This window comes from Methylobacterium sp. NMS14P (genome assembly GCF_028583545.1).
Lineage (GTDB): Bacteria > Pseudomonadota > Alphaproteobacteria > Rhizobiales > Beijerinckiaceae > Methylobacterium.
Map to the genome: position 1 here is coordinate 865,368 of NZ_CP087106.1, position 26,275 is coordinate 891,642.

30 protein-coding genes are annotated in these 26,275 nt (G+C 72.2%); 13 read left to right on the forward strand and 17 right to left on the reverse strand.

Annotated elements, in window-relative coordinates; translation table 11 throughout:
* Positions 1-250: 250 nt before the first annotated feature.
* The 4 genes from LOK46_RS04075 to LOK46_RS04090 form a co-directional block, all read right to left on the reverse strand.
* The gene (locus LOK46_RS04075; protein WP_273562603.1) at positions 251-706 is read right to left on the reverse strand and encodes a GFA family protein; all 456 of its coding nucleotides are present in this window, start codon (positions 704-706) and stop codon (positions 251-253) included.
* A 179-nt stretch (positions 707-885) separates the two neighbouring features.
* Positions 886-1,101: a hypothetical protein gene (locus LOK46_RS04080; RefSeq protein WP_273562604.1), complete on the reverse strand. Its 216-nt coding sequence runs from the start codon at positions 1,099-1,101 to the stop codon at positions 886-888.
* Positions 1,102-1,105: 4 nt separating this feature from the next.
* A complete protein-coding gene (locus LOK46_RS04085; protein ID WP_273562605.1) occupies positions 1,106-1,507 on the reverse strand; it encodes a thiol-disulfide oxidoreductase DCC family protein in 402 nt (133 codons plus the stop codon).
* 22 nt (positions 1,508-1,529) lie between these two features.
* Positions 1,530-1,982: an anaerobic typically selenocysteine-containing protein gene (locus LOK46_RS04090; protein WP_273562606.1), complete on the reverse strand. Its 453-nt coding sequence runs from the start codon at positions 1,980-1,982 to the stop codon at positions 1,530-1,532.
* A 254-nt stretch (positions 1,983-2,236) separates the two neighbouring features.
* Here LOK46_RS04090 and LOK46_RS04095 point away from each other — a divergent pair, with 254 nt between their 5' ends.
* Complete coding sequence (locus LOK46_RS04095) at positions 2,237-3,292, forward strand: zinc ribbon domain-containing protein (RefSeq protein WP_273562607.1); 1,056 nt, start codon at positions 2,237-2,239, stop codon at positions 3,290-3,292.
* Positions 3,293-3,347: 55 nt separating this feature from the next.
* Here LOK46_RS04095 and LOK46_RS04100 read toward each other — a convergent pair whose 3' ends face one another.
* Positions 3,348-4,427, reverse strand: coding sequence for a tartrate dehydrogenase (locus LOK46_RS04100; protein WP_273562608.1), 1,080 nt, complete (start codon positions 4,425-4,427; stop codon positions 3,348-3,350).
* A gap of 50 nt (positions 4,428-4,477) precedes the next feature.
* Positions 4,478-5,776 (reverse strand): MFS transporter, encoded by a 1,299-nt coding sequence (locus LOK46_RS04105; protein ID WP_273562609.1) that lies wholly within the window; start codon positions 5,774-5,776, stop codon positions 4,478-4,480.
* Positions 5,777-5,927: 151 nt separating this feature from the next.
* Between LOK46_RS04105 and LOK46_RS04110 the strand changes: the two genes are divergently transcribed.
* The 5 genes from LOK46_RS04110 (at position 5,928) to LOK46_RS04130 (ending at position 9,734) form a co-directional block, all read left to right on the forward strand.
* On the forward strand, positions 5,928-6,647 hold the full coding sequence (locus LOK46_RS04110) for a GntR family transcriptional regulator (RefSeq protein WP_273562610.1): 720 nt from the start codon (positions 5,928-5,930) through the stop codon (positions 6,645-6,647).
* Between the two features lie 129 nt (positions 6,648-6,776).
* Positions 6,777-7,511: a response regulator gene (locus LOK46_RS04115; RefSeq protein WP_273562611.1), complete on the forward strand. Its 735-nt coding sequence runs from the start codon at positions 6,777-6,779 to the stop codon at positions 7,509-7,511.
* Complete coding sequence (locus tag LOK46_RS04120; RefSeq protein WP_273562612.1) at positions 7,511-8,884, forward strand: sensor histidine kinase; 1,374 nt, start codon at positions 7,511-7,513, stop codon at positions 8,882-8,884. Before LOK46_RS04115 ends, LOK46_RS04120 begins: the two co-directional genes overlap by 1 nt.
* 181 nt (positions 8,885-9,065) lie before the next feature.
* Positions 9,066-9,329, forward strand: a complete 264-nt coding sequence (locus tag LOK46_RS04125) for a GCG_CRPN prefix-to-repeats domain-containing protein (protein ID WP_273562613.1) — start codon at positions 9,066-9,068, stop codon at positions 9,327-9,329.
* A gap of 84 nt (positions 9,330-9,413) precedes the next feature.
* Positions 9,414-9,734, forward strand: a complete 321-nt coding sequence (locus tag LOK46_RS04130; protein WP_273562614.1) for a GCG_CRPN prefix-to-repeats domain-containing protein — start codon at positions 9,414-9,416, stop codon at positions 9,732-9,734.
* 30 nt (positions 9,735-9,764) lie between these two features.
* Here LOK46_RS04130 and LOK46_RS04135 read toward each other — a convergent pair whose 3' ends face one another.
* The 4 genes from LOK46_RS04135 to LOK46_RS04150 all read right to left on the reverse strand — a co-directional run bounded on the left by LOK46_RS04135 (position 9,765) and on the right by LOK46_RS04150 (position 12,118).
* Positions 9,765-10,751: an inorganic phosphate transporter gene (locus tag LOK46_RS04135; protein ID WP_273562615.1), complete on the reverse strand. Its 987-nt coding sequence runs from the start codon at positions 10,749-10,751 to the stop codon at positions 9,765-9,767.
* Between the two features lie 15 nt (positions 10,752-10,766).
* Entirely contained in the window at positions 10,767-11,408 is a 642-nt protein-coding gene (locus LOK46_RS04140) for a DUF47 domain-containing protein (protein WP_273562616.1), read from the reverse strand.
* Positions 11,409-11,541: 133 nt separating this feature from the next.
* The gene (locus LOK46_RS04145) at positions 11,542-11,799 is read right to left on the reverse strand and encodes a hypothetical protein (protein ID WP_273562617.1); all 258 of its coding nucleotides are present in this window, start codon (positions 11,797-11,799) and stop codon (positions 11,542-11,544) included.
* Positions 11,800-11,905: 106 nt separating this feature from the next.
* Positions 11,906-12,118 (reverse strand): hypothetical protein, encoded by a 213-nt coding sequence (locus LOK46_RS04150; RefSeq protein WP_273562618.1) that lies wholly within the window; start codon positions 12,116-12,118, stop codon positions 11,906-11,908.
* Between the two features lie 240 nt (positions 12,119-12,358).
* Between LOK46_RS04150 and LOK46_RS04155 the strand changes: the two genes are divergently transcribed.
* The 3 genes from LOK46_RS04155 to LOK46_RS04165 all read left to right on the forward strand — a co-directional run bounded on the left by LOK46_RS04155 (position 12,359) and on the right by LOK46_RS04165 (position 13,747).
* Positions 12,359-12,571 carry a hypothetical protein gene (locus LOK46_RS04155; protein WP_273562619.1) on the forward strand — a complete coding sequence of 71 codons (213 nt, stop codon included), beginning with the start codon at positions 12,359-12,361 and terminating at the stop codon, positions 12,569-12,571.
* A gap of 138 nt (positions 12,572-12,709) precedes the next feature.
* Positions 12,710-12,934 (forward strand): hypothetical protein, encoded by a 225-nt coding sequence (locus LOK46_RS04160; RefSeq protein WP_273562620.1) that lies wholly within the window; start codon positions 12,710-12,712, stop codon positions 12,932-12,934.
* Between the two features lie 636 nt (positions 12,935-13,570).
* Positions 13,571-13,747 (forward strand): hypothetical protein, encoded by a 177-nt coding sequence (locus LOK46_RS04165; protein WP_273562621.1) that lies wholly within the window; start codon positions 13,571-13,573, stop codon positions 13,745-13,747.
* 60 nt (positions 13,748-13,807) lie between these two features.
* Here LOK46_RS04165 and LOK46_RS04170 read toward each other — a convergent pair whose 3' ends face one another.
* Positions 13,808-14,524, reverse strand: coding sequence for a cache domain-containing protein (locus tag LOK46_RS04170; protein WP_273562622.1), 717 nt, complete (start codon positions 14,522-14,524; stop codon positions 13,808-13,810).
* A 113-nt stretch (positions 14,525-14,637) separates the two neighbouring features.
* On the reverse strand, positions 14,638-15,513 hold the full coding sequence (murI, locus tag LOK46_RS04175) for a glutamate racemase (RefSeq protein ID WP_273562623.1): 876 nt from the start codon (positions 15,511-15,513) through the stop codon (positions 14,638-14,640).
* 286 nt (positions 15,514-15,799) lie between these two features.
* Between murI and egtB the strand changes: the two genes are divergently transcribed.
* The 3 genes from egtB to LOK46_RS04190 are packed head-to-tail and all read left to right on the forward strand — an operon-like array spanning position 15,800 to position 19,153.
* Entirely contained in the window at positions 15,800-17,068 is a 1,269-nt protein-coding gene (gene egtB / locus LOK46_RS04180; RefSeq protein WP_273562624.1) for an ergothioneine biosynthesis protein EgtB, read from the forward strand.
* A gap of 18 nt (positions 17,069-17,086) precedes the next feature.
* Complete coding sequence (egtD, locus tag LOK46_RS04185) at positions 17,087-18,061, forward strand: L-histidine N(alpha)-methyltransferase (protein ID WP_273562625.1); 975 nt, start codon at positions 17,087-17,089, stop codon at positions 18,059-18,061.
* A gap of 27 nt (positions 18,062-18,088) precedes the next feature.
* Positions 18,089-19,153: an adenylate/guanylate cyclase domain-containing protein gene (locus LOK46_RS04190; RefSeq protein ID WP_273562626.1), complete on the forward strand. Its 1,065-nt coding sequence runs from the start codon at positions 18,089-18,091 to the stop codon at positions 19,151-19,153.
* Positions 19,154-19,175: 22 nt separating this feature from the next.
* Here LOK46_RS04190 and LOK46_RS04195 read toward each other — a convergent pair whose 3' ends face one another.
* The 5 genes from LOK46_RS04195 to LOK46_RS04215 all read right to left on the reverse strand — a co-directional run bounded on the left by LOK46_RS04195 (position 19,176) and on the right by LOK46_RS04215 (position 24,390).
* Positions 19,176-20,474 carry a flavin monoamine oxidase family protein gene (locus LOK46_RS04195; RefSeq protein WP_273562627.1) on the reverse strand — a complete coding sequence of 433 codons (1,299 nt, stop codon included), beginning with the start codon at positions 20,472-20,474 and terminating at the stop codon, positions 19,176-19,178.
* Between the two features lie 62 nt (positions 20,475-20,536).
* The gene (locus LOK46_RS04200; protein WP_273562628.1) at positions 20,537-20,821 is read right to left on the reverse strand and encodes a hypothetical protein; all 285 of its coding nucleotides are present in this window, start codon (positions 20,819-20,821) and stop codon (positions 20,537-20,539) included.
* A 92-nt stretch (positions 20,822-20,913) separates the two neighbouring features.
* A complete protein-coding gene (gene clpA, locus LOK46_RS04205) occupies positions 20,914-23,400 on the reverse strand; it encodes an ATP-dependent Clp protease ATP-binding subunit ClpA (protein ID WP_273562629.1) in 2,487 nt (828 codons plus the stop codon).
* A 38-nt stretch (positions 23,401-23,438) separates the two neighbouring features.
* Positions 23,439-23,825: an ATP-dependent Clp protease adapter ClpS gene (gene clpS / locus LOK46_RS04210; RefSeq protein WP_273562630.1), complete on the reverse strand. Its 387-nt coding sequence runs from the start codon at positions 23,823-23,825 to the stop codon at positions 23,439-23,441.
* Positions 23,826-24,030: 205 nt separating this feature from the next.
* On the reverse strand, positions 24,031-24,390 hold the full coding sequence (locus LOK46_RS04215; RefSeq protein WP_273562631.1) for a phasin family protein: 360 nt from the start codon (positions 24,388-24,390) through the stop codon (positions 24,031-24,033).
* A 337-nt stretch (positions 24,391-24,727) separates the two neighbouring features.
* Between LOK46_RS04215 and LOK46_RS04220 the strand changes: the two genes are divergently transcribed.
* Complete coding sequence (locus LOK46_RS04220) at positions 24,728-26,194, forward strand: D-alanyl-D-alanine carboxypeptidase (protein ID WP_273562632.1); 1,467 nt, start codon at positions 24,728-24,730, stop codon at positions 26,192-26,194.
* The last annotated feature ends 81 nt before the right edge of the window (positions 26,195-26,275 follow it).

The window sequence follows — 26,275 nt, forward strand, 5'->3', positions numbered from 1 at the left end:
GGGGCACGGGTCCCCACTCCCATGCGGGAGAGGTTGGCTCTCGCAGAGGGCCGGGTGAGGGATCGGGTTCATCCGGACGAGGCGTGCCCTGTCGGGACCCCGAGGGCGCGCCTTCACCGGATCCTTCCCGATCCTGACCTCAGCCCTCTCCCGCACGGGAGAGGGGCTCGGCGCGGCTGCCGAGACCGAGGACGCCGTCCTTCCCGACCGTTGCAACACGATCGGGAACGGCTCTCGCAGCTGAGAGAGATCAGTCGCTTCGGCTCGCGAATTCCGCGAGCAACGCCGGGAATTGCTCCGGGACCGGAAACCTCTCGAAGCTATGAACGGCGGGCGTCCGCGCCCAAGGCAGCCTCTCGCTCGTGTAGGTCTCGATGAAGGGATGATAGGAGCGTACGTCGTCCAGCAGCGTCGAGCGCACGTTGACCATCTCGTCCATTGCCGGCGGGCGGGTGAACATCCAACTCATGCAGTGTGGGCAGAAGAAGTGGCGCAGCGCCCCGTGGAGGCCGCCGATGGCGGGCTCGCCCATCGTCACCTCGAAGCCGTTCGTGGGATAGAACGTGCTGAGCGAGAAGGCGCTGGCGGTCATGCGTTGGCAGCCGGTGCAATGGCAGGCGCTCGTGATCAGGGCCTTGGCGCTGATCCGGAAGCGAACCCGACCGCACCGGCACCCTCCTTCCTGAACGGTCGGTTCGCTCGTCATTCCTCTCCGTACTCCCGGTTCCTCACCGCTCCCGCGCTGGCGAAGGTGCGATCCGTGCTCATGGGCTGACAGACCCTAGAGCTCTCGCCTGCCCGCGGACACCGGCATGCCGTCACCCCGCCCGCCGCCTCGAGGCGCGATCGGAGCGAGCACCCGCCCGGGCGAGCCGCGCGTGAGCGCTACAGCCAGCGCTCGTCGAGGTCGGTGGCGTTTCGGTCCGCGACGGGCTGGGTCTCGTCACCCTCGGCGAACACCACCACGTCGCCGGGTCCGACATCGCGGGTCGCGTAGAAGTCCCAGCGCCGGTGGATCACGCGCGGGCCGCCGAAGATCCGGTACGCGTTCCAGTACCGGTCGTCCCGGAAGCCGACGTAATGGACGCAGCGGGTCGCCATCGGCTCACCGCTGGCGTGCCATCAGCCGGGCCAGGCGCGGCCGCAGCGGCAGCGACAGGCGATAGGCCAGCTCGGCGAGCGCGAGCACCGGCCGCGCGCCCAGGACGCGCAGGTCGACCAAGCGGCCGAGCCAGTGCCAGCCGGGCAGGGTCCGCCAGAGGCGGGCGAACGCGGCCGCGCCGGAGATCAGCCGCCCGTCCGCGGTCCGGACATGGAAGCGGCGCAGGGCTTGGTCCCGGTCGAGATCCGCGCCGAGCGCCGGCTCGGGCGCCCCGCGCCCGACATCGACAAACGCGAGCCGGTCCGCGCCGGCGCACCGGCGATAATGGTCGATCTCGGCGCGGCACAGCGGGCAGCCGCCGTCGTAGTAGACGCTGAGCGGCCCGTCGGAGCGATCGTCGGCCATGGGCGCGCCGGTGCGCACGGCCTCAGTTCGCGGGCGGGCTCAGGACCAGCTTGCCCTTGAAGGGCGCGTCGGCGTTGCGCGTGCTGGTGCAGGCGTACTCCTCCTGCCCGGCCTTCATCGTTCGCAGGCGCAGCGTCCCCTTGCCGTTCTGCTTGACCGTGTAGCCCTTCTCGCTGGCGACATGCACGAGGTCGCCGTCGGCGTGCAGCACGAGGCCGTTCTCGAACTGCCCCGGCGCAGTGATCGTCACCGGCGCGTCGGCGCTGCTCACGATGTTCAGCGCGACGTTGGTGTCGGCCGGAAGCTTGAGCTCGGCCGGGGCGCAGACCGGCTTGCCGTCCTTGAGGCTGATCGTCAGTTCCACGGGCGGCATCGCGTCTGTGGCAGGCGGCGGCAGGGGCTTGCCCTGAGCGAGAGCCGGTCCTGCGGCCAGGAGAGCCAGGAGCGTCGCCGATCCGCGCGCGAGTGTCAGCATGTGGAGTCAGTCCCGGTTGGAGGTCGGCCTGGAGGTCGGCGCACGCCGCCGCGCACTCCGCCGGGAAAGGCGGTGCGGCCGGCGACGTTCCCGGGCGCAACGCCGCACCCGCGCAGATGCGAACGACCCCGGCCGCGACGCGATGCTGCCCGCGCCCGCGGGCGCGGTGACCCTGCCGCCGGATCAGCCGGCATATCCCCGAACGCGGCGCGGGGTATAAGGACCCGCTTCGGTTCTCGGGGAGGTCGATTCACGTGCGGTCCGGTTCAAGGCTCTCCGAACGCTGGTTCACGCTGGCGCTCTGGCTCGTCGCGCTGGTCTTCGCGTGGTTCCTGATCGGGTTGGGATCGCTGGTCGTCGGCGATCTGCCGCAGGTGGAGCACCGCTACACCCTCGACCAGTTCCTCGACACCGACCAGGGCACGGCGTCGGCCGAGGCCCTGAAGCAGATCCGCCGCGAGCAGGACGACAATCGCCGGCAGGTCGAGCAGGATCAGCTCGCCCTCGAGGCGGCGCAGTCCGCCTCCGAGGGCGCGCGCGAGACCTTCGCCAACTGGCTGAAGACCCGGGACGCCACCCAGCGGGTCGACCAGGATCCCGGGCTCATCGCGCGCACCCAGCAGCTCGACGCGCTCAAGGCCGCCGAGCGCGCCATCGAGGAGCGGCTCGCGGCCCTGGCGCGGACGGGGCTCGACCTGTCGGAGCGCGAGGCCGCGCAGCTGCGCGTGGACACCGATCTGCGGGCCGCGGCCCAGACGCGCCTCGACGCGGCCGAGCGCGGCCAGGAACTGCGCGTCTTCGGCTACCGCCTCGCCCTGACCCTGCCGCTGCTGGCCCTCGCCGGATGGCTCCTGCTCAAGCGCCGCCGCACCCGCAACTGGCCGTTCGTGTGGGGCTTCGCCTTCGCGGCGGCCTTCGCGTTCTTCGTCGAGCTCGTGCCCTACATGCCGAGCTACGGCGGCTACGTGCAGTACGGCGTCGGCGTGATCGTCACGCTGGTCGCGGGCCGCGCGGCGATCAACGCGCTGCACGCCTACCGTGCCCGGCAGGCCCTGGTGGAGGCGCGCCCGGACGCCGAGCGGCGGACCGAGATCGCCACCGACCAGGCGCTGGCGCGCCTCGCCAAGAAGGCGTGCCCCGGCTGCGAGCGGCCGATCGCCCTCGACGACGCGAGCACGAACTTCTGCCCCCATTGCGGCCTCGGCATCTTCGCGCACTGCCCGTCCTGCGCGCAGCGCAAGAGCACCTTCGAGCGCTTCTGCCGGGCCTGCGGCACCCGGAGCCCGGATCTCGCGAGCGAGGTGCCCTGAGGCCGCCCCGGCCTTCGGGCCGGGCCGGAGCCCGACGGCTCCGGCCCGGGACCCCTCAGGCGTTGTCGCCCCGGATCGCCGCGATGACCGCGTCGGTGACCTGACGGGTCGTCGCCTTGCCGCCGAGGTCCGGCGTGTGCAGGTTCGGATCCGCGGTGACCCGCTCGACCGCGCGCATCAGCCGGTCGGCCGCCGGCTTCTCGCCGAGGTGCTCCAGCATCTGGCACGCGGTCCAGAAGGTCGCGACCGGGTTGGCGATGCCCTTTCCGGTGATGTCGAACGCCGAGCCGTGGATCGGCTCGAACATCGACGGGAACGTCCGCTCCGGGTTGATGTTGGCGGTCGGCGCGATGCCGAGCGACCCGGCGAGCGCCGCCGCGAGGTCCGACAGGATGTCGGCGTGCAGGTTCGTCGCCACGATCGTGTCGAGGGTCTCGGGCTTCGTCACCATGCGCATCGTCATGGCGTCGACCAGCATCTTGTCCCAGGTCACGTCCGGGAAGTCCTTCGCGACCGCGGCGGCGATCTCGTCCCACATCACCATGGCGTGGCGCTGGGCGTTCGACTTGGTGACGACGGTGAGCAGCTTGCGCGGGCGGGATCGGGCGAGCTCGAAGGCGTAGCGGATGATCCGGTCGACGCCCGAGCGAGTCATCATCGAGACGTCGGTGGCGACCTCGTTGGGATGGCCCTGGTGGACCCGGCCGCCGACGCCCGCGTACTCGCCCTCCGAGTTCTCGCGCACGATCACCCAGTCGAGCTCCGGACCCGAGACGCCGCGCAGCGGGCTGGTGATGCCCGGCAGGATCCGGGTCGGGCGGACATTGGCGTACTGGTCGAAGGGCTGGCAGATCGCGAGGCGCAGGCCCCAGAGGGTGATGTGGTCGGGCACGTCCGGCGCGCCCACAGCGCCGAAGAAGATCGCGTCGTGGTTCCGGATCTGCTCGCGGCCGTCGGCCGGCATCATCACGCCGTGCGTCTTGTAGTAGTCCGAGCCCCAGTCGAAATGGTCGAACCGGAAGGCGAAGGAGCCGGTCTTCTCGGCCAGCGCGTCGAGCACCTCGATGCCGGCGGCGATGACCTCGACGCCGATGCCGTCCGCCGGAATGGCCGCGATGGTGTAGGTCTTCGTCATGGGATGTCTCCGTGAGGGTCTTCGAGGGACCGTGAGGGTCTGCGGGAAGTCTAGCGCGTGACGGCGGTCGCGGGCTCGGCGCGCCGCCCGGCCCGGGCGACCGCCAGCGTCAGGATCGCCGACAGGACCAGCAGGCCGGCCACGAACATCAGGCCGCCCGCGAAGCTGCCGGTGCGGTCCTTGATCCAGCCGATCACCCAGGGGCCGACGAAGCCGCCGAGATTGCCGATCGCGTTGATCGTCGCGATGCCCACCGCGGCGGCCGGCCCGGACAGGAACAGGGTCGGCATCGCCCAGAGCGGCGGCTTGGCGGCGCTGATCCCGACATTGACGAGGCTGAGCGCGGCGACGACCGCGAGGACCGAGGCCGCGCCCCCGGCCAGCACCAGGCCCAGGGCCGCCGCGAGGCAGGCGATGACGACGTGCCACGTGCGCTCGCCCGTCCGGTCGGAATGGCGCGCCCACAGGACCATCGCGACGACCGCGACTGTGGGCGGCACCGCGTTGAGCAGGCCGACCGTCATCGTCGAGAGGCCGAGCCCCTTGATGATCTGCGGCGCCCAGATGCCCAGCGTGTAGAGGCCCGCCGAGGTGCCGAAGTAGATGAGCGCCAGCGCCAGGACGCGCGCGTCCGCGAGGCCGCTCAGCAGGTTGTGGCGGGCGGTCGCCTGCTTGCGGGCGCGCTCCGTCTCCATCTCGGCGACGAGCCAGGCCCGCTGGTCGTCGGCGAGCCAAGCCGCCTTCTCGGGCCGGTCGGTCAGGTAGTACAGGACGGCGATCCCGAGGATCACGGCGGGCACGGCCTCGATGAGGAACATCCACTGCCAACCGTGCAGGCCGAGGAGGCCTTCCAGTTCCAGCAGAAGGCTCGACAGCGGTGAGCCGAGCAGCACCGAGATCGGGGCGGCCGCCATGAACAGCGACACCACCGCGGCGCGGTAGCGGGCCGGGAACCAGTAGCTCAGGTAGAGGATGATCCCGGGAAAGAAGCCCGCCTCGGCGGCCCCGAGCAGGAAGCGCAGGACGTAGAAGCTCGTCTCGCCCGCGATGAAGGCGAAGGCCCCGGAGATGAAGCCCCAGGTGATCATCACCCGGGCGATCCAGAGACGCGCGCCGACCTTGTCGAGGATGATGTTCGAGGGGACCTCGAACAGGAAGTATCCGAAGAAGAAGACGCCGGCCCCGAAGCCGAAGACTGTCGACGAGAACCCGAGATCCTTGTTCATCGTCAGAGCCGCGAAGCCGATGTTCACGCGGTCGATGAAGGCGACGAAGTACAGGAGACAGATGAAGGGAACCAGCCGCCACGCCACGCGGCGCATGGTGACCTGCTCGAGTGAGCCGTCCATCGGATCCTCCCGCTGCCGGGCGCGTCCCGTATCTTGCGCGCCATCTTCCATGCAAGCTTGAATACGGCTAAATCCGACGGAGCGGCGTGTCAACGCCCGTTCCGCACCGGCCACCGTCGGTGGTAGGGCTGGGAGGTCGGGGAGGACGGCGATGGCGCGGGCGCAGGCCAGCAAGGACCGGGACGGGCAGGCGGGCGGGGACGAGAAGCGCACCTCCCTCGTCGACGACGCCTACGCGGCGATGCGGGCCGCGATCCGCGACGCCAGCTTCGCCCCGGGCTATCAGGCCTCCGAGCAGGAGATCGCGCTGCGCCTCGGCATGAGCCGGACCCCCGTCCACGAGGCGGCGATCCGCCTGCAGGAGGACGGGCTGGTCCGCGTCCTGCCGCGGAAGGGCATCCTGATCCTCGCGCTCGCGCCCGACGACATGCGGGAGATCTACGACGTCATCATCGCCATGGAGGGACGCGCGGCCGAACTGGTGGCCGCGCTGCCGGACAGCGCGCGGCTGGCCGCCGCGCAGGCGCTGGAGACCCAGACCGACGCGATGGCGGAGGCGCACGCGGGCGGCGACCTGCAGGCCTGGGGACAGGCGGACGGCGCGTTCCACGCCGCGCTGATCGAGCATGCCCGGAACGGGCGCATGAGCCGGATCGTGCAGGCCATCAACGACCAGTCGCATCGGGCCCGGATGCTGACGCTCAACCTCCGCCGGGGGCTGGATGCCTCGATCGCCGAGCATCGGCGGATCGCCGAGGCCGTCCGCGCGGGCGACGCCGCCGGGGCCCTCGACGCCGCCCGCCAGCATCGCATCCGGGCACGGGACGCGCTGCTGCCGCTCCTGAGCAGCTACGGCCTCAAGCACCTGTAGAACCGGCGAGCCATCCGGCTCGGGGTCCGGCTCGGTGTCTGGCTCGGGGTCCGGCTCCGGTCGTGTAACGTTTTGTGACACCGTGCAGTTTCGCGTTGCCGTGCCGTCGGCCGCCCCTATGCTCGCCCCATGCACGAGGGCACCACCATCGCCATCGTCGAGGACGATCCCGACATCCGCGCCCTGCTCGCCGGCTACCTGGAGGGCGAGGGGTTCCGCGCCGTCGCCCTCGACGGGGGGGCGGCCCTCGACCGCCTGCTCGCGGCGGGCCCCGCGCCGGACCTCGTCGTCCTCGACTGGATGCTGCCCGGCGAGGACGGCCTCTCCATCTGCCGCCGCCTGCGCGAATCGGGCGGCCCGCCCATCGTGATGCTGACCGCCAAGGACGAGGACATCGACCGGGTCCTCGGGCTGGAGATGGGCGCCGACGACTACGTCTCGAAGCCGTTCAACCCGCGGGTCCTGCTGGCCCGGATCCGCGCGGTTCTGCGACGGGTCCACGGCGCCGGCGGCCAGCCCGCCGAGGCCGCGAGCGAGCGGCTGAGCGTCGCCGACCTCGTCGTCGATCTCGCGGCCCGCACGGTGCTCACCGGCGATCCCGCCGCCGAGATCCCGCTGACGAGCGCCGAGTACGACCTGCTCCACTGCTTCGTCACCCGGCCGCAGCGGGTGCTCTCGCGCGACCAGCTCCTCGACTGGACCCGCGGCCGGACCGCCGACGCCTTCGACCGCACCATCGACGTTCAGGTCAGCCGCCTGCGGCACAAGCTCGACGCCTCGGGCAGCCAGGCCGCGGCCCTGCTCAAGACCGTGCGCAACGCCGGCTACATCCTGGCCGCCCCGGTCCGCCCCGGAACGCCGTGATGGGCCGTGTCGGGCTCCTCGGGCGCATCATGCTGCTCCTGCTGGGCGCCCTCTCCCTGCTCGTCCTCGCCACGGTCGCCCTGGATCACTGGCAGCGCCGGGAGGAGCGGTGGCCCTCCGGCTCGCGCTTCCCGCGCGTCGACCAGGCCGCCAGCATCATGACGCTGCTGCGCGACGCGGATCCCGCCCAGAGGCCGGCCATCCTGAGGGCGGTGAGCGGCGAGGTGCTGCGGGCGGAGATCGTCGACGCGCCGCCGGAGACGGCCGACCTGATCCGCGAGCCCCGCCTCGAAACCCGGCTGCGCCGGATGACGGCCGAGCCGGCCGACCGCGTCCAAGCCTTCACCGACGCCGCCCTGCTGCGCCGCGGCGTCGATCCGGCCAACATCGACCAGGCGGAGCGCACCGGACCGGTCGGGCGCCTCGCCGTGGCGACCTACCGGCTGCCCGACGGCCGGTACGCGGTGATCACGGCGGCCCAGCACCACCGCTCGCTCATGCCGTGGCTGTTCGGCCAGCCGCTGAGCCTCTGGGTGGCGGTGCTCGGCGCCGCGGCGGCGGGTCTCGTCCTGGTCGGCACGCGCCACGAACTCGCGCCGCTGCGGCGCCTGACCGACGCGGTCTCCCGGTTCGACGGCCGCGCCCCCGAGCGGGTGAGCGCCCCCCGGGGGGCGCCCGAGATCCGGCGCCTCGCCCAGGCGGTGCAGGGCATGCAGGAGCGGATCGCCGGCCTCATGGCCGAGCGCTCGCTCCTGATCGGCGCCATCTCGCACGACCTCAGGACCTACCTGACCCGGCTGCGCCTGCGCGCGGAGGTGGTGGCGGAGCCGATGCTCCGGGACAAGCTGGTGGCGGATCTCGACGCCATGACCGCGCTGATCGACGCGTCCCTGGGATTCGCCCGCGGCACCGCCGTCGAGGCGACCCAGGCACCGGTGGATCTCGCCGATCTCGTCGCCGTCGAGGTGGCCGAGCACGCCGCTCAGGGTGCCACGATCAGCCTCACCGGCGAGGAGGTGCGGGACGCCACGGTGGCCGGCGACGCGGTCGCCCTGCGCCGCGTCGTGGCCAACCTGATCGGGAACGCCGTCAAGTTCGGACGCTCCTCGGTGGCGGTGGCGGTGAGCCGGGCCGGGACGGTCTGCCGGATCGTCGTCGAGGATGACGGGCCGGGCATTCCCGAGGCGGAGCGGACGGCGGTGTTCAGCCCGTACTACCGCGTCGAGCGCTCGCGCAGCCGGCAGACCGGCGGGACCGGCCTGGGCCTCGCCATCAGCCGGCAAATCGCCGAGGCCCACGGCGGAACGGTGGTGGCGGAGACCGGCGCGGGCGGCGGCGCGCGGCTCGTCGTGACCCTGCCGAGCCTGTCCTGAACGCGGGCGGCAACGGGCACGCAACCGGCCGTTACACATCGTTACAGGACGGCGCTCCGCGGTCACATCGGGGAAGCGCGCACGGACGAACCTTCGCTCACACGCCGCGGCGGATCCTCCGCCCCGGCGGCGGCGGACGACCCCAGGCCGGACTGCCGGACCGAGCAGAAGGAGATCATCGATGTTGAAGGTTCTCGCCCCGGCCGCACTCCTCGTCGGCCTCGCGGTCCCCGCCACGGCGCTGCCGCTGGTGCAGGACGCGGTCTCCGACGGCTCCGACGGCGCGCGGATCATCCAGGTCTACGGCGGCTGCGGTCCCTACGGGCATCGCGGCCCGTACGGCGGCTGCCGCACCGGCGGCCAGTGGGGCGGCTACGTTCGCGGCCGCTCGTGCCCGGCAGGCTTCCACATCGGACCCTACGGTCGCCGCTGCTGGCCGAACTGAGACGCCGCGGCACCCGATCGCGTCACCCCTTCCCGGTCCGGCCCCGCGGCCGGACTCCCGTGGAGACTCCGCTGGAGTTGAGTCATGATCCGCACCCTCGTCATGCCCGTGGCGCTCGCCGCGGGGGTTCTGATGGCCGGTTCGAGCGCCGAGGCGCGCGACGGCTGCGGGCCCGGCTTTCACCGCAACGTCTACGGCTGGTGCCGGCCGAATCTCGGCTATCGGCCGCTCGTCTACGTCCCTATCTATCCGCGGGTCGGCTATCGGTGGCACTCCGGCTACCGCTACCATTGGCACCGGCGGTTCGCGTGGGGCGGCTATGGCTGGGGCGGCTTCCGCCATGCCGGCTGGCATGGGGGATGGCGCGGCGGCTGGCACCACGGCGGCTGGCACCATCGCTGGTGAGCCCGCGCCGGATACGGCCGCGCCCGGCCGCTACGGCAGGACCAGGCCCGAGGCCGCGTAGGTCAGGGCCGCGACCAGGGCGGCGGCCGGCATCGTGATCACCCAGGCGATCACGATGCCCTGCGCGACGTTCCAGCGGACCGCCGAGACCCGGCGCGCGGCGCCGACGCCGACGATGGCGCCCGTGATCGTGTGGGTGGTCGAGACCGGGATGCCGAAGGCCGTCGCGGCGAACAGCGTCGCGGCGCCGCCGGTCTCGGCGCAGAATCCCTGCATGGGCGACAGCCGCGTGATCTTCGACCCCATCGTGTGGACGATGCGCCAGCCGCCCAGGAGGGTGCCGAGGGCCATGGCGGTCTGGCAGGACAGCACCACCCACAGCGGCACGTGGAAGGCCCCGCTCTCGCCGTGGGCGTAGAGCAGGGCCGCGATGATGCCCATGGTCTTCTGGGCGTCGTTGCCGCCGTGGCCGAGGGAGTAGAGCGAGGCCGAGACGAATTGCAGGCCGCGGAACAGGCGGTCCACGGCGTGCGGCGTCGAGCGGACGAATATCCACGAGACGGCCAGCATCAGGAGCAGCCCGAGGGCGAAGCCGAGGGCCGGCGAGAGGACGATGGCGGCGCTGGTGGCGACGACGCCGGGCCAGACGATCACGCCGACCCCGGCCTTGGCGATGCCGGCGCCGAGCAGGCCGCCGATCAGCGCGTGGGAGCTGGAGGACGGGATGCCGGCGTACCACGTGACCAGGTTCCACGTGATGGCGCCGCCGAGCGCGCCCATGATCACCCGGTCGTCCACGGTGGCGACGTCGATGATGCCGGAGCCCACCGTCCCGGCGACGTGCAGGCCGAAGACCAGGAAGGCCACGAAGTTGAAGAACGCCGCCCAGAACACGGCGTAGCGGGGCGCCAGCACCCGCGTCGACACGATGGTGGCGATGGAGTTCGCGGCGTCGTGCAGCCCGTTCAGGAAGTCGAACACCAGGGCGAGGACGATGAGGACGACGAGGAGCGTCACGCGGCGACCTGCGGCTCAGACGTGTTCGACGACGATGCTGCTGATCTGGTTCGCCACGTCCTCAAATCGGTCCATGACCTTCTCCAGATGGCCGTACAGTTCGGACCCGACGAGGAAGGCCATGGGGTCCCGCCCCGAGGCCTTGAACAGGGCCTTCAGCCCGTCATTGTGCAGGTCGTCGGCCCGCCCCTCCAGCTCGATGACGCGCTCGGTCAGGCTGTTCAGCGCGGCGGCGTTCTCGCCGAGGGCCCGCAGCTTCGGCAGCGCCTCGGCGGTGACCTGCGCGGCCTCCTGGATGACCGCGCCCATCTCGCGCATCGCCGGCTCGAAGGTGGTCACCTCGAAGAGCTGGACCGCCTTGGCGGTCTTGAGCATCTGGTCGATGGCGTCGTCGAGGGAGCCGACCAGGGCCTGGATGTCGCCGCGGTCGAACGGCGTGATGAAGGTTCGGCGGACCGCCAGCAGCGCCTCCCGGGTGATCCCGTCCGCCGCGTCCTCGTGGGCCGCGAGCGCCGCGTAGGCCGCCGGGACGGCCTGAGTCCCGTCGAGAAGGGCTCGAAGGGCGGCGGCGCCGTCCTCGAGCGTTCGCGCGTGACGCTCGAAGAGATCGAAGAACCGGTCCTCCCGCGGCATCAGGGCGCGAAACCAAGCCAGCATGGCGTGTCCGGATCGAGAGGTCGGCGCGGCGGCCGGGTGCGACGACACCCGGCAGGCACAACGGGCGAGAGCGCCGACCCGATCCGGGAGCCGGCAAACAATCTGCCGGCGGGCCGCCGCCGGCCGGCGCCGCTCAGCGGGCCGGGCTGGCGGCGGCGTGGAGCCAGCCGAAATCCACCGGGTAGCCGAGCCCGTGCAGCATCTTCACCCGCTTCCACGAGGCCGACCGCGCCGAGGCCGCGTCCTGCCCGGCGTCGATCTCGGCGCTCTCCATCTCCTGGAGCTCGCGGGTCAGCGCCTCGCGCAGGCCTGCGGCCTTCATGTTGCCGAGCGCGGCGGTGAACGCCTGCTCGGCGATCCGAACCTGATCACAAATCTGACGCACGCTCATCAGTACCGATCCCTCCAGCCCGGCATGAACACTGCATTTCCGCAGTCGATCGGAGGCTATCACGCGCGCCGGCGGCGGCGGATGTACGTCTTTCGTGCAGAGACCGTCACCGCAGGGCGAGCAGGCGGAGGCGCCGCATCGCCCGCGGCGGCCGCGCCCAGCGCCGCTTGCGCCCGAAGGTCCGGCGCGGATCGGAGAGGCGCGCGTCCACCTCCATCCTGCGACCCAGCCGCGGCTGGACGCTGGCGCCGATCGCCACCAGCGCGGCCGACCCGATCAGCGCGACGAGTACCGCGCCCCAGAACACGTTCTCGAACATCAGGCACTCCCGGACAGGAGCCCGGCCGCAGACCGTTCCGGACTGCGGTCGATTGCGGAGGAAGCTAGACCATTCCCGCGAATGTAATCAACGGCCTGTATCGTCCGGTATTCAACTGTCGACAACTGATTGCGTCGCCTCGACGCGCCCCGGCCGCCGCTGGCACCCCGTCCTTGCGCAGGATCAATGCGCGCCCCGCCCCGGTCTCCGACGATCTGGCGCCGAACCGGAGCCCGAACCATGCGCCTCTATCGCGTCACCTTCTACAAGACCGTCGCGGACGATACCGGCCACGAGCACCGGGTGCGGCAGCGCGCGATCCTGGTCCGGGCGCCGTCGGAGGTGTCGGCCGTCTGGCAGGCCAAGGCGCTTCTCTGCGCGGGCGCCCAAGTCGTCGACTGGCGCCTGCGCGCGGACAGCTGCGAGGTCGCGGCCCTGCCGGCCGCCGCGTAGGTCTGCCGGACCGGCCGCGCGGGCGGCGGAATCGGGCCGGATCCTCGCCCGCCCGGCTCTCATCTTGTGATCGTCACATCGTTCCCGTTCTCTGATGCGCCACATCGCACCGAGACGCCATCGGCCCAAGATGACGCGATGACAGATGTGACCCCGCAACCGTCGCAATACGTCGTCGCAGCCTCGGCCCAGCACGGCGACCTTCGTCAGACCTGGAAACGGGCCGCCAGCGCCGCGGTACCGGCGCGATCCTGGATCGCGGCAGGGCACGAGGCCGTGCGGATCACCGACCCGTCGGGCGGCGCGCTCAATCCCGAACGGTACCGGGTCGGGATCGTGAACGGCGGTCGGCCCTGTCACTAGGGCCGCGCCCGGTCGCGTTGCATTGGTCTGGAAGGACCGCGTCGCCGGCCCGGACAATTGCGCGACGCTCCCTCTCCCGTGCGGGAGAGGGCTGGGGTGAGGGATCAAGTCCTTCCGGCGCGGTCGCACCCCTCACCCTGTCCCTCTCCCGGATGGGAGAGGGGACCCGCGCCTCCCGCGGCACGGGCCCGGTAATCGCCCCCGTCCGAATGCGATCGGGAGCGGCTCTGGCACCCGTTGACGGGCGGCCGCGGATCGCGGCGCCGGGATGATGGGGTGAGGCGGCCCATCGGCCTCGAGACAGGGACAGGTCGGCCCGACACGCCTTCCTCCTGGCGGGAACCGTGGCCCGGGCCTCGGCCGGTGCGGCACCGCACGCCGCGGAACCGGGCTCGTCCCGCTGCGGCCCCATTCCGCTGCGACACCGCCCGGGCCGGCGTGGCGATCGCCAGCGTCCGCTGCCGGTGCCTCGCGGTGGCGGCGCCGATCCCGACGCCGGACCCCGCACCCCCGCCGCGCCCGCCGTCGCGGGCCGGGCCGATCGGGACGGGTTTTACGAAGCGTTCATCCTCCGGGTGTCCGATCCGGGAGGTCAGAGGCGGGAAAGCGGAAGCGATGCCGAGCGAGACGAACCGAGTGACTCAGGATGCCCCGGCGCAGGAGCCGATCCTGGAGCTGTGGCGCATTTTCGCCCTCGCGCTGATCGTCGCGGCCGGCATGCTGTTCGTCCATCTCGTCGTTCCCGCCGAGGCCGACGCGGCCGCTCCCCCGATCGCGACAGACCAGAGCGCGGGCAGCCACACCCTGCGGTGAGCAGCGCTCTCCCGAAGCACGTCGGACGCGGCGCCTGAGCCGCCCCCGGCGGCGCGCCGCCTAATCGCCGCGCGCCGCGCCGAGCCCGGCCTGATCCAGGGCGCTCGCCGCCGCCCTCAGCTCGCGCCGGGCCGCGGCGATCGCGGCGGCCTCCTCGTCCCCCTGCGCGTTCAGGGCCTCCAGGAAGGCGGTCCAGTCCGCGCGGGCGCTGCTCGGGATCTGGCCGTCGAGCTTCCGGCGCAGCAGCGCGACGCGCCCCTCCTGCGTCGCGGCCGCCGGGGCCGCGGCGTCGACATCGTAGACGCCGACCGCGCAGGTCTGATCCTCGGCCCGGGTGTAGTAGGCGGTCTTGGGCTCCTCGACGGTGCTGCCCGGCTTCGGGAACAGGTAGCGGATCACCGAGATCTGGCCGGGCCTGGCTGTGTCCAGCATCGTGCGGATGAAGCGGTGGCCGGTCCTGTCGTGCAGGTCGCGGACGTCGTGCCCCTTCAGGATCGGGTTCGGATGGGCGGTCATCACGCCGTCCGGACCGATACAGAACACGTAGGTGTCGGCGGTCCTGAACCCGCGCGTGCCGGCGGTGAAGTCCTGGAGCGCCCGGGCCCTGTCGGCCTTCAGGGCCCGGTCGACGCGCCCGAGCATCCAGGAGGCGAATCCGCTGGGGCTCGGATCGTCGCAGGCGACGGGCGCCTCACCGTCACCGCAGGCCCCGGCCGGCGCCACCGGCCCCAGTCCCAGCAGCGCGAGGATCGCCAGTCTCGAAGCTCCGGACGCCATCGGCCTCTCCCGCATTCAACATGACGTGTCGAATCGGCGGAATGAGAGCCCTGTCAGCCTGGACGGGTCATCACCCGAACACGTCTTGACATGGGGGGAGGCACCGCGTCGCGTCACTGCATCGGCAGCGGGACCGCCTCCACGGCGACGTCGCCGATCCCCCGGGCCGCGAGGGCCGTGCGCAGGGCGTCGGTCAGGCAGGTGCCGGCCGTGAAAGCGCCCAGCGCCGAGCCGTGCCGGTCCGCCTCGCGGGGGAGGGGGCCGATCAGCTGCACGACGCGCCGGGCGATGGCGGGCGCCGGGTCGATCCAGGCCACCGGCCAGGGCGCGACCGCCTGGAGGCGCGGCAGCAGCAGGGGATAATGGGTGCAGGCGAGGCAGACCACGTCGGTGCGACGCCCGTCCGCCTCGGTGACGAAGCAGGGGGCGATCTCGGCGGCGAGGGTGGCGTCGTCCACCGGCGCGCCCGCGAGTTCGGCCTCCGCGAAGCCGGCGAGGTTCTGCGAGCCGACCAGCGTCACCGCGCAGGACCCGGCGTAGGTCGCGATCAGGTCGTGGGTGTAGGAGCGCGCCACCGTGCCGGGCGTCGCCAGCAGCGTCACGAGCCGCGAGCGCGTCGCCTCGGCGGCCGGCTTGATCGGCGGGACCACTCCCACGAAGGGCGTCGTGAAGCGCTGGCGCAGCGCCGGGAGCACCAGCGTCGAGGCGGTGTTGCAGGCGATGACCACGAGGTCGGGCCGGTGGGTCGCGACCAGCCGCTCCATCACGGTGAGGACGCGGGCGACGAGGGTCGCCTCCGAGAGCCGGCCGTACGGGAAGGCGGCGTCGTCGCCGACGTAGACGTAGCGGGCATCCGGACGGGCGCGCCGCACCGCGTCGAGGACGGTCAGGCCGCCGAGGCCGGAATCGAACACCAGAATGGTCGGCTCGGCGGCACAGCGCAGAGCGGCGGCGGACAGGCTGGCCCCGGCCATCAGATCGATCCGCATGAGAACCCCGGACTCCTCGAAGAGCGTCCCAAAATCTCGGCAGCGAGGGTTAAGGCGATCTCACTGCGGCGAGAGAAAGATCCGTGATCCCCAACCCGTTCCGTTAACCGCCGCGCCGCGGCGGCGAAGAGGCCCGGTCAGGCGAGCGCCGACCGCGCTCGCCGGGCACCGCGCGCGAGACTGCTCTTGCAGAGGTTGTCGGAGCACGGCCGGAACATATCTTCTGCGCGCCGGCCGGGGTCGAGAAGACAGTTCTCGGTCAGGCCCGAGAAAAGGGACCATCGTCATGGCAGCGACAGCCGCACTGCGCCCGGACGAGACACGCGACCCTGCGGCACCGGCCTTCCCGCCGCCGCACGTCACCGCCCGGCCAATCGACCGGGCCGCCTGGATCGCCGCCTACCGGCAGGTCCGCGGCGAGACCGAGCGCCGCGCCGCGCCGCTCTCCCCGGAGGACCAGCAGGTCCAGTCCATGGCCGATGCCAGCCCGACCAAGTGGCACCGGGCGCACGTCACGTGGTTCTTCGAGCAGTTCCTGCTCCGGGAGCACCTGCCGGGCTACGCGATCTACGATGCGCGGCTGCACTACCTGTTCAACTCGTACTACGTGGCGGCGGGTCCCCGTCAGCCGCGCATCCAGCGCGGCATGATCACCCGCCCGACCATGGCGGAGGTCGCGGCCTACCGCGCCCATATCGACCGGGCGGTCGAGGCCCTGCTGGGCCAGGCCTCCGAGCGCGCGCTGGAGGCGGTGCTGCCGATCCTGGAGATCGGCCTCTACCACGAGCAGCAGCATCAGGAGCTCCTCCTCACCGACATCCTGCACGCCTTCGCGCAGAACCCGCTCAACCCGACCTATGACCCGGACTGGCGCTTCCCGCCGGCGGCCGCGCAGGCCGGCCAGGTCACCCTCGACCGCGCCGTCGCGTGGATCGGGCACGCGGGGGAGGGGTTCTCGTTCGACAACGAGTCGCCGCGTCACGAGACGCTGATCCCGGCCGGCCGCCTCGACCGGGCGCTGGTGACCAACCGCCAGTGGCTCGCCTTCATGGAGGATGGCGGCTACGCCAAGCCCGAGCTGTGGCTCTCCGACGGCTGGTACGCCGGGCCGGCGGAGGGTTGGGAGGCGCCCGGCTACTGGCGCCGTGACGGGGAGGGGTGGGCGACCATGACGCTGGGCGGCGAGCGCCCGGTGGACCTCGACGCGCCGGTCACCCACGTCAGCTACTACGAGGCCGACGCCTACGCCCGCTGGGCCGGCCGCTTCCTTCCGACCGAGTTCGAGTGGGAGGTCGCGGCCCGCGACGGCGGCCTGCCGGACGCCTTCGGCCTCGTCTGGCAATGGACCCGCAGCGCCTACGTCCCCTACCCGGGCTACCGGCCGCTCCCGGGGGCGCTCGGCGAGTACAACGGCAAGTTCATGGCCAACCAGTTCGTGCTGCGGGGCTCGTCGCTGGCGACCCCCGAGGGCCATGCCCGGCTGCCGTACCGCAACTTCTTCTATCCGCACCAGCGCTGGCAGTTCACGGGCCTGCGCCTCGCCGATGCCGCCTGACGTGCCCCGGAGCCGCCCTTGACCATCAAGCCCACCTTCGCCGACGCGACGCCGGTCACGCTGGACGCGCCGCCGCTGAGCTTCCTCGACGACGTCCGCGCGGGCCTGTCCAAGCCCCAGAAGGCGCTCTCGCCGAAATACTTCTACGACGAGGCCGGGTCCGCGCTGTTCGAGGCGATCACGCGGCTGCCGGAATACTACCCGACCCGGACGGAGATCGGCATCCTCGACGCCTGCGGGCCCGAGATCGCCGCGCTGCTGCCGGCGCACGCGGCGCTGGTGGAGTTCGGCAGCGGCTCGACCGTGAAGCTGCGCCGTCTCCTGCGCCACCTCGACACCCTCGCGGCCTACGTGCCGGTGGACGTCTCGGGCGAGTTCCTGCGCGGGCAGGCGGAAGTCCTGCGGGGCGACTTCCCGGACCTGCGGGTCGAGCCGGTCGTGGCCGACTTCACCCGCGACTTCGACCTGCCGGAGAGCCTGAACGGCCTGCCGCGCGCCGGGTTCTTCCCGGGCTCGACCATCGGCAACTTCGACCCGCACGAGGCCGAGGCGCTGCTGCGCCGGTTCGGGCGGATCCTGGGGCCGGGCGCCCACATGATCGTGGGCGTCGACCTCGTGAAGGACGCGGCGGTGCTGGAGACCGCCTACGACGACGCGCAGGGCGTGACGGCGGCCTTCAACCTCAACCTCCTGACCCGGATCAACCGGGAGCTGGCCGGCCGCTTTGAGCCCGGCGCGTTCAGCCACCGGGCGGTGTTCAACACCGACGCCTCGCGGATCGAGATGCATCTCGTCGCCCGCGACGCCCAGGCCGTGCGGGTCGGCGCCGACACCTTCGCGTTCGCGGCGGGCGAGACGATCCACACCGAGAGCAGCTACAAGTACACGCCGGCGACGTTCCGGGCGCTCACCGAGCGGGCGGGCTGGACGTGGCTGACGGTCTGGACGGACCCGGAGAAGCTGTTCTCGGTCCACGCGCTGCGGCTGGACTGAGCGGGGGCCGGGCGGGGCACGCGAGCCATGCGCTTCAGCCCGCGCTGGTTCCTGCTGGTGGCGCCGTGCCTCGGCGCCCTGGCGGGGCTGCTCTACGGGGTGATCTTCGGGATCGCCCCGCTGACCGGCACGGCGGTCCGCGGCGCGATCATCGGCACGCCGATCCTGCTCTACGAGCGCCGGCTGCTGGCGCCGCACCTGCGCGACCGCATCCGCGGTCTCGCGACGCCGCTGTTCCTGCTCGCCACGGTGGCGCTCTACATCGGGCTGATCGTGGCCGGGAACGCGGTCGCCAGCACGGTGCTGAACCAGCTGTTCCGCTTCATGTACAGCGAGCGGAACGCGATGCTGATGTCGCAATCCGGCCTGCTCTACGCGCTGGGCATCTCGGCCCTGGTGGTGTTCGTGTTCCGGGTCCGCGACCTGATCGGCCCCGGCGTCTTCGCCAACCTGCTGATCGGGCGCTACCACCGGCCGATCAGCGAGGAGCGGATCTTCCTCTTCCTCGACGTGACCGGGTCGACGCGCTTCGCCGACCGCTACGGCGACCGGGCGGCGCAGGCCTATCTCGGGCAGGTTTTCAACGCGCTGGCGCTGCCGGTGGCGCGCGCCCGCGGCTCGATCGACGACTACGTCGGCGACCTGGCGCTGGTGACCTGGACGATGGAGCGGGGCCTGCGCGACGCCGCCTGCCTGCGCTGCGTCTTCGCGTTCCAGGAACGGCTCGCCGCCGAGGCGGGGAGTTGGCGCGACCGCTTTGGGCAGGTGCCGCAATTCCGCGCCGCGCTGCATTGCGGCCCGGTCGTGACCGCCGAGATCGGGCTGGAACGGCACAAGATCGCGTATTTCGGCGACGTCGTGAACACCACGGCCCGGCTGGAGGCCCTGTCGAAGACCCTGGGGGTCGACGTCCTCATCTCGGCCGACCTCCTCGCCCGGCTCGGCCCGTTGCCGGACGACCTCGTGGCGGAGGATCTCGGCGCCCACGCCCTGCGCGGCCGCGCCGAGCCCCTGGCAGTGGCGGCGATCCGGCACCGGGCCGCCGTCGCGGCGCCCGCGCGGCCGCTGCCGAGCCGCGCCGCGACCGCCTGACCCGAGTTCGGCAGAGGGCCGCTCAGGCGCCCAGCGCCTTCAGCACCGCCCGGGCGGCGCGCTCGCCGTCGAGCGTCGCCCCGCCGACCGTCATGGCGCCGCCGCCGGCCAGCGCCTCGCCGGCGAAGAACACGCGCCCGGCCACCGGCTCGCGCAGGCGGTCGCGGGCCGCGGCGTGGCCGGGGGCGGCGATGGAGTAGGAGCCCCGGGCGTGCGGGTCGGTCCACCAGCCGGCGAGGCGGCCCGCCTCGACGGCGCTGCGGGCGCCCCCGCCGAGGACCGCGACGAGGCGCTCGGTGGCCAGCGCCACCGCCTCCGCCTCGCCGGCCCGGCACAGGTCCCGCGCGAGGTCGCCGCCGAGATTGGCCACCGCCAGGGACCGGCCGAAGGGCTGCATCTCGAAGTAGATCGTCGGGCCGCCCGTCGCCACCGAGACCGCGTCGCCGAGGTCGGCCCCGTCGAGGCGCGCCGGGTCGAGGCGCAGGCCGATCTTGGTGTAGGCGCCCATCGACAGGCCGTCGAGCGCCGTCCGGGCGGCGTCCGGCAGGTCCGGCGTGAACCCCACGGCCCCGGCCTTCAGCACGCCGACCGGTACCGTGACGATGGCGGCGGCGGCCGCGATCGTGCCCCGCGCCGTCTCGACCCGGACCCCGCGACCCGACCAGTCGATCGCCCGCACGGGGCAGCCGAGGCTGACCGGCAGGTCGGCGAAGTGCCGCGCCACGAGGTCGCCGTAGCCGTCGATCCACAGGTCGGAGCCGGACCAGAGCCGGTCGTAGTCCACGGCCGAGACCCGCTCGGGATCCTCGCCGAGGGAGAGCCGGCTCAGGCCGGCCGCCGCCAGGGCGGCGTCGGGGCCGCCGGCCCGGGCCGCCTCCGCCAGGGACGGGTCGCCGTCCTTCGGGGCGAGCAGCGCGTCGAGGCCGGAGAAGCCCGCGCGCCGCTGCGACGCCTCCGCGGCGGTGGCCGGACGGCCGTCGACGACGAGCCGGCGCGCCCAGCCGTCCTCGCGGGCGACGTGCGCCTCGGCCGCCCGGGCGATGGGCGCCCAGGGATTGCGCTCGGCCCAGTGGATGTACTCGGCGCCGGCGTCGAACCGGCACGCGGCGCCGAGCGCCCGGTCGGTGAAGGCGCGGCCGCCGATCCGGTCCCGGGACTCGACGAGAGTGACGCTCTGACCGGCCGCCCGCAGCAGCGCGGCGGCCGCGAGGCCGGCGGCCCCGGCGCCGACGACGACCACGGGTCCGCCGCCCGCCCGGGTCCGGACGGCCGGCATCGCCAGGAGGGGGGCGGCGAGAAGCGATCGACGGGTCGGTGTCATGGGCGCGCCCGCTCGGAACCGTCCGGAGGCGTCGCCTCCCGCGCCCGGGCCGGGGCGGCGCGCTAGCCGCGCGCGCCCTGGGGGCCCGAACGCTTCTCCATCATGGCCTTGACCTGCATCAGCTGGTCCCAGACCTGGCCCGGCGAGGTGCCGAAGAAGTCGAAGCCGGCGGCGATGCCCCAGTAGATGCCGAAGCAGATGAACGGCACGAGCACCCAGGCGAGCACCTCCTCGCCGCGGCGGCGCCGCTGGCGACGCCGGCGCCGCTCCTCCCGCCGGGTGAGCTTCTTGGGGGGCGCCGGCTGCCCGACGGGGGACAGGGGTCCCTCGTGCAGATTGTCAGTCATCGGGCGCCTCCTCGCCGCGGCGCATGCGCGTCGCGGCGGTCATAGACCGGCGCCCCCCGCGTGCGGAAGGCCGCCGGCCGCCATGCACACCATTAGGCGCGCACGAGTGGCACCTTCGGCACGGTCCGGACGCCGCCGCCCGAGCTGCCGCCGCCGCCCTTGTTGTCCTTCGGCGTCTTCTTCCGGGACGCGGTGCGGGGCTTGGCGCGCTTGTGGCGCTTGGCGGCGTTGGTCACGTCCTTCTCGGGCTTGGGCGTGACCGGGCCGGCCGGGAACTCGAAGGTCAGGCCGTCCTTCGCGCCGGTCTTGGCCTCGCCGTCCTCCGGCTTGCGGACGACCACGCGGACCGCACCGCCGTCCTTGAGCTTGCCGAACAGCACCTCGTCGGCGAGCGGCGTCTTGATGGTCGACTGGATCAGCCGGGCCATCGGGCGGGCGCCCATCGCGTCGTCGTAGCCGTGCTCGACCAGCCACTCGCGGGCCTCGTCCGAGAGCTCGATCGTGACGTTGCGGTCGGCGAGCTGCGCCTCGAGCTGGAGCACGAACTTGTCCACCACCTTCGCCACCACCTCCTTCGGCAGGTGGCCGAACGAGATGATCGCGTCGAGACGGTTCCGGAATTCCGGCGCGAACAGCTTGTTGATCGCCTCCACGTCGTCGCCCGTGCGCTTCGACTGGGTGAAGCCGTAGGCCGACTTCGCCAGGTCCGAGGCGCCCGCGTTGGTGGTCATGATGATGATGACGTTGCGGAAATCGACCTGCTTGCCGTTGTGGTCGGTCAGCTTCCCGTGGTCCATCACCTGCAGCAGGATGTTGAACAGGTCCGGATGCGCCTTCTCGATCTCGTCGAGGAGGAGCACGCAGTGCGGGTGCTGGTCGATCCCGTCCGTCAGCAGGCCGCCCTGGTCGAAGCCCACGTAGCCGGGGGGCGCGCCGATCAGGCGGCTCACCGTGTGGCGCTCCATGTACTCCGACATGTCGAAGCGCAGCATCTCGACGCCGAGCGACGAGGCGAGCTGCTTGGCGGCCTCGGTCTTGCCGACGCCGGTCGGGCCCGCGAACAGGTACGAGCCGATCGGCTTGTCCGGGTCTCGCAGGCCGGCCCGGGCCAGCTTGATCGCCGAGGTCAGGGCCTCGATCGCGTTCGGCTGACCGTAGACCACGCGCTTCAGGTTCTCGGTCAGGTGCTGGAGCACCACCGCGTCGTCCTTGGAGACGGTCTTCGGCGGGATCCGGGCCATCGTGGCGATGGTCGCCTCGATCTCCTTGATGCCGATGGTGCGCTTGCGGCGCGCCTCCGGCACCAGCATCTGCGAGGCGCCGGTCTCGTCGATCACGTCGATCGCCTTGTCGGGCAGCTTGCGGTCGTTGATGTAGCGGGCCGACAGCTCCACCGCGGCCTTCACGGCCTCGGTCGTGTACTTGAGCTTGTGGAATTCCTCGAAGTACGGGCGCAGGCCCTTCACGATCTCGATCGTGTCGGGGATCGACGGCTCGTTGACGTCGATCTTCTGGAACCGGCGCACCAGGGCGCGGTCCTTCTCGAAGTACTGGCGGTACTCCTTGTAGGTGGTCGAGCCGATGCAGCGCAGGGTGCCGGAAGCCAGCGCGGGCTTCAGCAGGTTCGACGCGTCCATGGCGCCGCCCGAGGTCGCACCGGCGCCGATCACCGTGTGGATCTCGTCGATGAACATGATGGCGTTCGGGTGCGCCTCGATCTCCTTCATCACCTGCTTGAGACGCTCCTCGAAGTCGCCCCGGTAGCGGGTGCCGGCGAGCAGCGTGCCCATGTCGAGGGAGAAGACGGTCGCGTCGGCCAGGACCTCCGGCACCTCGTGCTGGATGATCTTGCGCGCCAACCCCTCCGCGATCGCGGTCTTGCCGACGCCGGGATCGCCCACGAGCAGCGGGTTGTTCTTCTGCCGGCGGCAGAGGACCTGGATCGTCCGCTGGACCTCGCTCTCGCGGCCGATCAGCGGGTCGATCTTGCCGTCGCGCGCCTTCTTATTGAGGTTGACGCAGTAGGCGTCGAGCGCGTCGCCCTTCTTCTTGGCGCCGCGCGGATCGCCGTCGTCGCTCGGCCGCTCGGAGGCGCCTTCCTCCTCGGCGCCGCGCACGGGCTTCGCCTCGGACGCGCCGGGGCGCTTGGCGATGCCGTGGCTGATGTAGTTGACCGCGTCGTAGCGGGTCATGTCCTGCTCCTGCAGGAAGTAGGCGGCGTGGCTCTCGCGCTCGGCGAAGATCGCCACCAGCACGTTGGCGCCGGTCACCTCCTCGCGGCCCGACGACTGGACGTGGATCACGGCGCGCTGGATCACGCGCTGGAACCCGGCCGTGGGCTTGGCGTCCTGCCGGCCGTCGCCGGTGAGGTTGGAGAGCTCGGTGTCGACGTAATCGACGAGGCTGCGCTTGAGCGTGTCGATCTCGACGTTGCAGGCGCGCATGACCGCGGCCGCATCTTGGTCGTCCACCAGGGCGAGCAGGAGATGCTCCAGCGTCGCGTATTCGTGCCGGCGCTCCCCGGCGAGCGCCAGGGCGCGGTGGAGGGCTTGTTCTAGGCTGCGTGAGAAGCTTGGCAAAGCTGGCCTCTGTCCTTCGTGCCTACCGCGAGCGGCGCCTATTTCTTTTCCATAACGCACTGGAGAGGATGTTGGTGTTTGCGTGCGAAGTCCATGACCTGCGTCACCTTGGTCTCGGCCACCTCGTAGGTGAAGACCCCGCACTCGCCGACCCCGTTCTGATGCACGTGCATCATGATCTGGTAGGCGTCCTCGTGGCTCTTGTTGAAGAACCGCTCGACCACCAGGACCACGAACTCCATCGGCGTATAGTCGTCGTTCAGAAGGAGTACCCGGTACAGGCTCGGCCGTTTCGTTCGCGGCTTCGTGCGCGTGATGATCGCGGTGTTGGACCGGTCGTCGCCCCCCGGCGCGCGCGAACCGGATGCCGTGACCGCGACACGCGCCGGCCGGTGCTCCCTCGTCGAACTCGCGGTGCCCTGCATGGGGACCTGTGTCATGTGCGTCGAACCGATCCCTTGCTCGGAGCGGGCGCCGCCGGCCCTGACGGCCGATCCTGATCCTGGCCTGCCGGGAGCAGCGCTCAGCTCCGCGGCGGTTAATCTACAGACGGTGAGCCGACTTCGCCAGACGCCTGTGCGCACTTGTCCGCCCTGCACGACGCGTCCCCGGCGCATGACCGCCGGCCCGCTAGCGCGCCGGGCCGGGTCGGGCCGGGGCCGGGGCCGGGGCGGCCAGCGGTTCCGCCTTCGGCCGCAGCAGCGCGCCGGTCAGGCCCAGCATCGCGTCGCCGGCGGCGGCGGAGCGGGCCGCGGCGCGCTCCCCGGCCCGGTGCAGGTACGCGGTCTGCACCGCCAGGATCTCGGTCGGACTGCGGGCCGCCGCCAGCGCGCCCCAGGTGGCACCGAGATCGTCGAGGGCCTTCTTGCACGTGTCGAGATACTCGATGCCGAGGGTCTGGGCCGCCCGGCTCGCGATCCCGAACCGCCGCAGGGGCGTGCCGAACCCGGACACGGCCGGGCTCAGGGGGAGGGCAGGGGGTCTCTGCATTGCCGATCTCCGGACCGCCGCCGAACCGGCCGGCCGTCCGCGACCGGCCGTTTCGGATCGCCGCGAGAGTGTGCGGCACGACAGCCAGCGTCAAGCTCGGGTCGGTAAGAGCGCCGACCGTAGCCGGCAAGGGATGGCCGGCCGGCGACAACGGGGCGAGGGCGGCCGGTAAACGATGGCGGGGACGACACGATCCGGCATCCGCCGCGATCGCATTAACGGGCCTGTAACTGCACTTGCCTAACTCTCCACTGATGCAGCGGGGCCACGCGATCGGCGGGAGGCTCCGCAGGGGATACGACCGGCCAGTACCGGTCTCGCGAGGCAATCAGGCGTGATGCGTAGCGTAGTAGGCCGCTCCCGGACGATTCCAGCGCTCCCGGCCGCGATCCTGGCCGCCGCCGTCCTGACGGCCCTGGCCTCACCGGCCGAGGCCCGGCGCGGCCGGCACCACCACGCCCGCGCCGGCGGCGGCTACAACCCGCCCTACGCGGCGATGGTCGTGGACGTGAAGAGCGGCAAGACCCTGCACGCGGTGAACGAGGACGCCCTGCGGCATCCGGCCTCGATCACCAAGGTGATGACGCTCTACCTGCTGTTCGAGCAGATGGAGCGGGGCAAGTTCGCCCTCGATTCCGACCTGACCATCTCGGCCCACGCCGCCGCCCAGGCGCCGTCGAAGCTCGGCCTGCGCCCCGGCCAGACCATCACGGTCGAGGACGCCATCAAGGCGATCGTGACGAAGTCGGCGAACGACGTCGCCTGCGCCATCGGCGAGAACATCGCCGGCTCCGAGGAGCGCTTCGCCCAGATGATGACCGCGAAGGCCCACGCCCTCGGCATGAGCCGGACGCACTACGCCAACGCCTCGGGCCTTCCCGACCCTGAGCAGCTGACCACCGCCCGCGACCTGACCGTGCTCGCCCGGGCGGTGCAGGACCGCTTCCCCCACTATTACCGCTATTTCCAGACCCGGTCCTTCGCGTTCCGCGGCCGGGTGATCGGCAACCACAACCACCTGCTGGGCAACGTGCAGGGCGTGGACGGGATCAAGACCGGCTACACCCGCGATTCCGGCTTCAACCTGATGACCGCCGCGAAGTCCGAGGGCCGCCAGATCGTGGCGATCGTGCTGGGCGGCAAGTCCGGCGCGGGCCGCGACCGCATCATGGCCGACCTCGTCCGCTCCAGCCTGCCGCGCGCCTATGCCGGCGCCCGGATCTCGGCGCCGGTCACCGAGGTCGCCGAGCGTGCCCGCCCGGCGGTGGTCGCCGACGCGGTCTCGCGGACCCGCACGCAGGTCGCCTCCGCGGACGACGAGGACGTCGAGACCACCGGCACCACCGGCGAGCCCCTCGACCTGTCCCCGTCCAAGACGACGACGCCGGGCGGCACCTGGAAGCCGGGCCCGCAGGGGATCCCGAAGGCGGCCCAGGCCTATGCCGGCGGCGGCAACGCCCAGCCGCCCTTCCCGGGCGCGTCCAAGTCCACGGCCCGGGTGGCCTCCCTCGAGCGCGACGAGCCGCCGAAGGCGGTCTCGGGCGCCCGCGTCGTCCCGACCGCCTGGGTCATCCAGCTCGGCGCCATGGACGACGAGGCCAAGGCCCGCTCGATGCTCTCGGAGGCGCGCGCCAAGGTCGGCGGCAGCCTGTCGAAGGCCGCCCCCTACACGGTCAAGGTCGAGCACGGCGGCACCACGCTGTTCCGCGCCCGCTTCTCGGGCTTCGCCGAGCAGGATTCCGCCCAGGAGGCCTGCACGGCCCTGAAGCGCAGCGGCTTCAGCTGCTTCGCCACCCGGAGCTGAGGCCCGCGAGACCCGCCGGCGCGCCCGCGCGCCGAGTTTCGAGACCCACCGGCGCGCCCGCGCGCCGGATACGGAACGGCC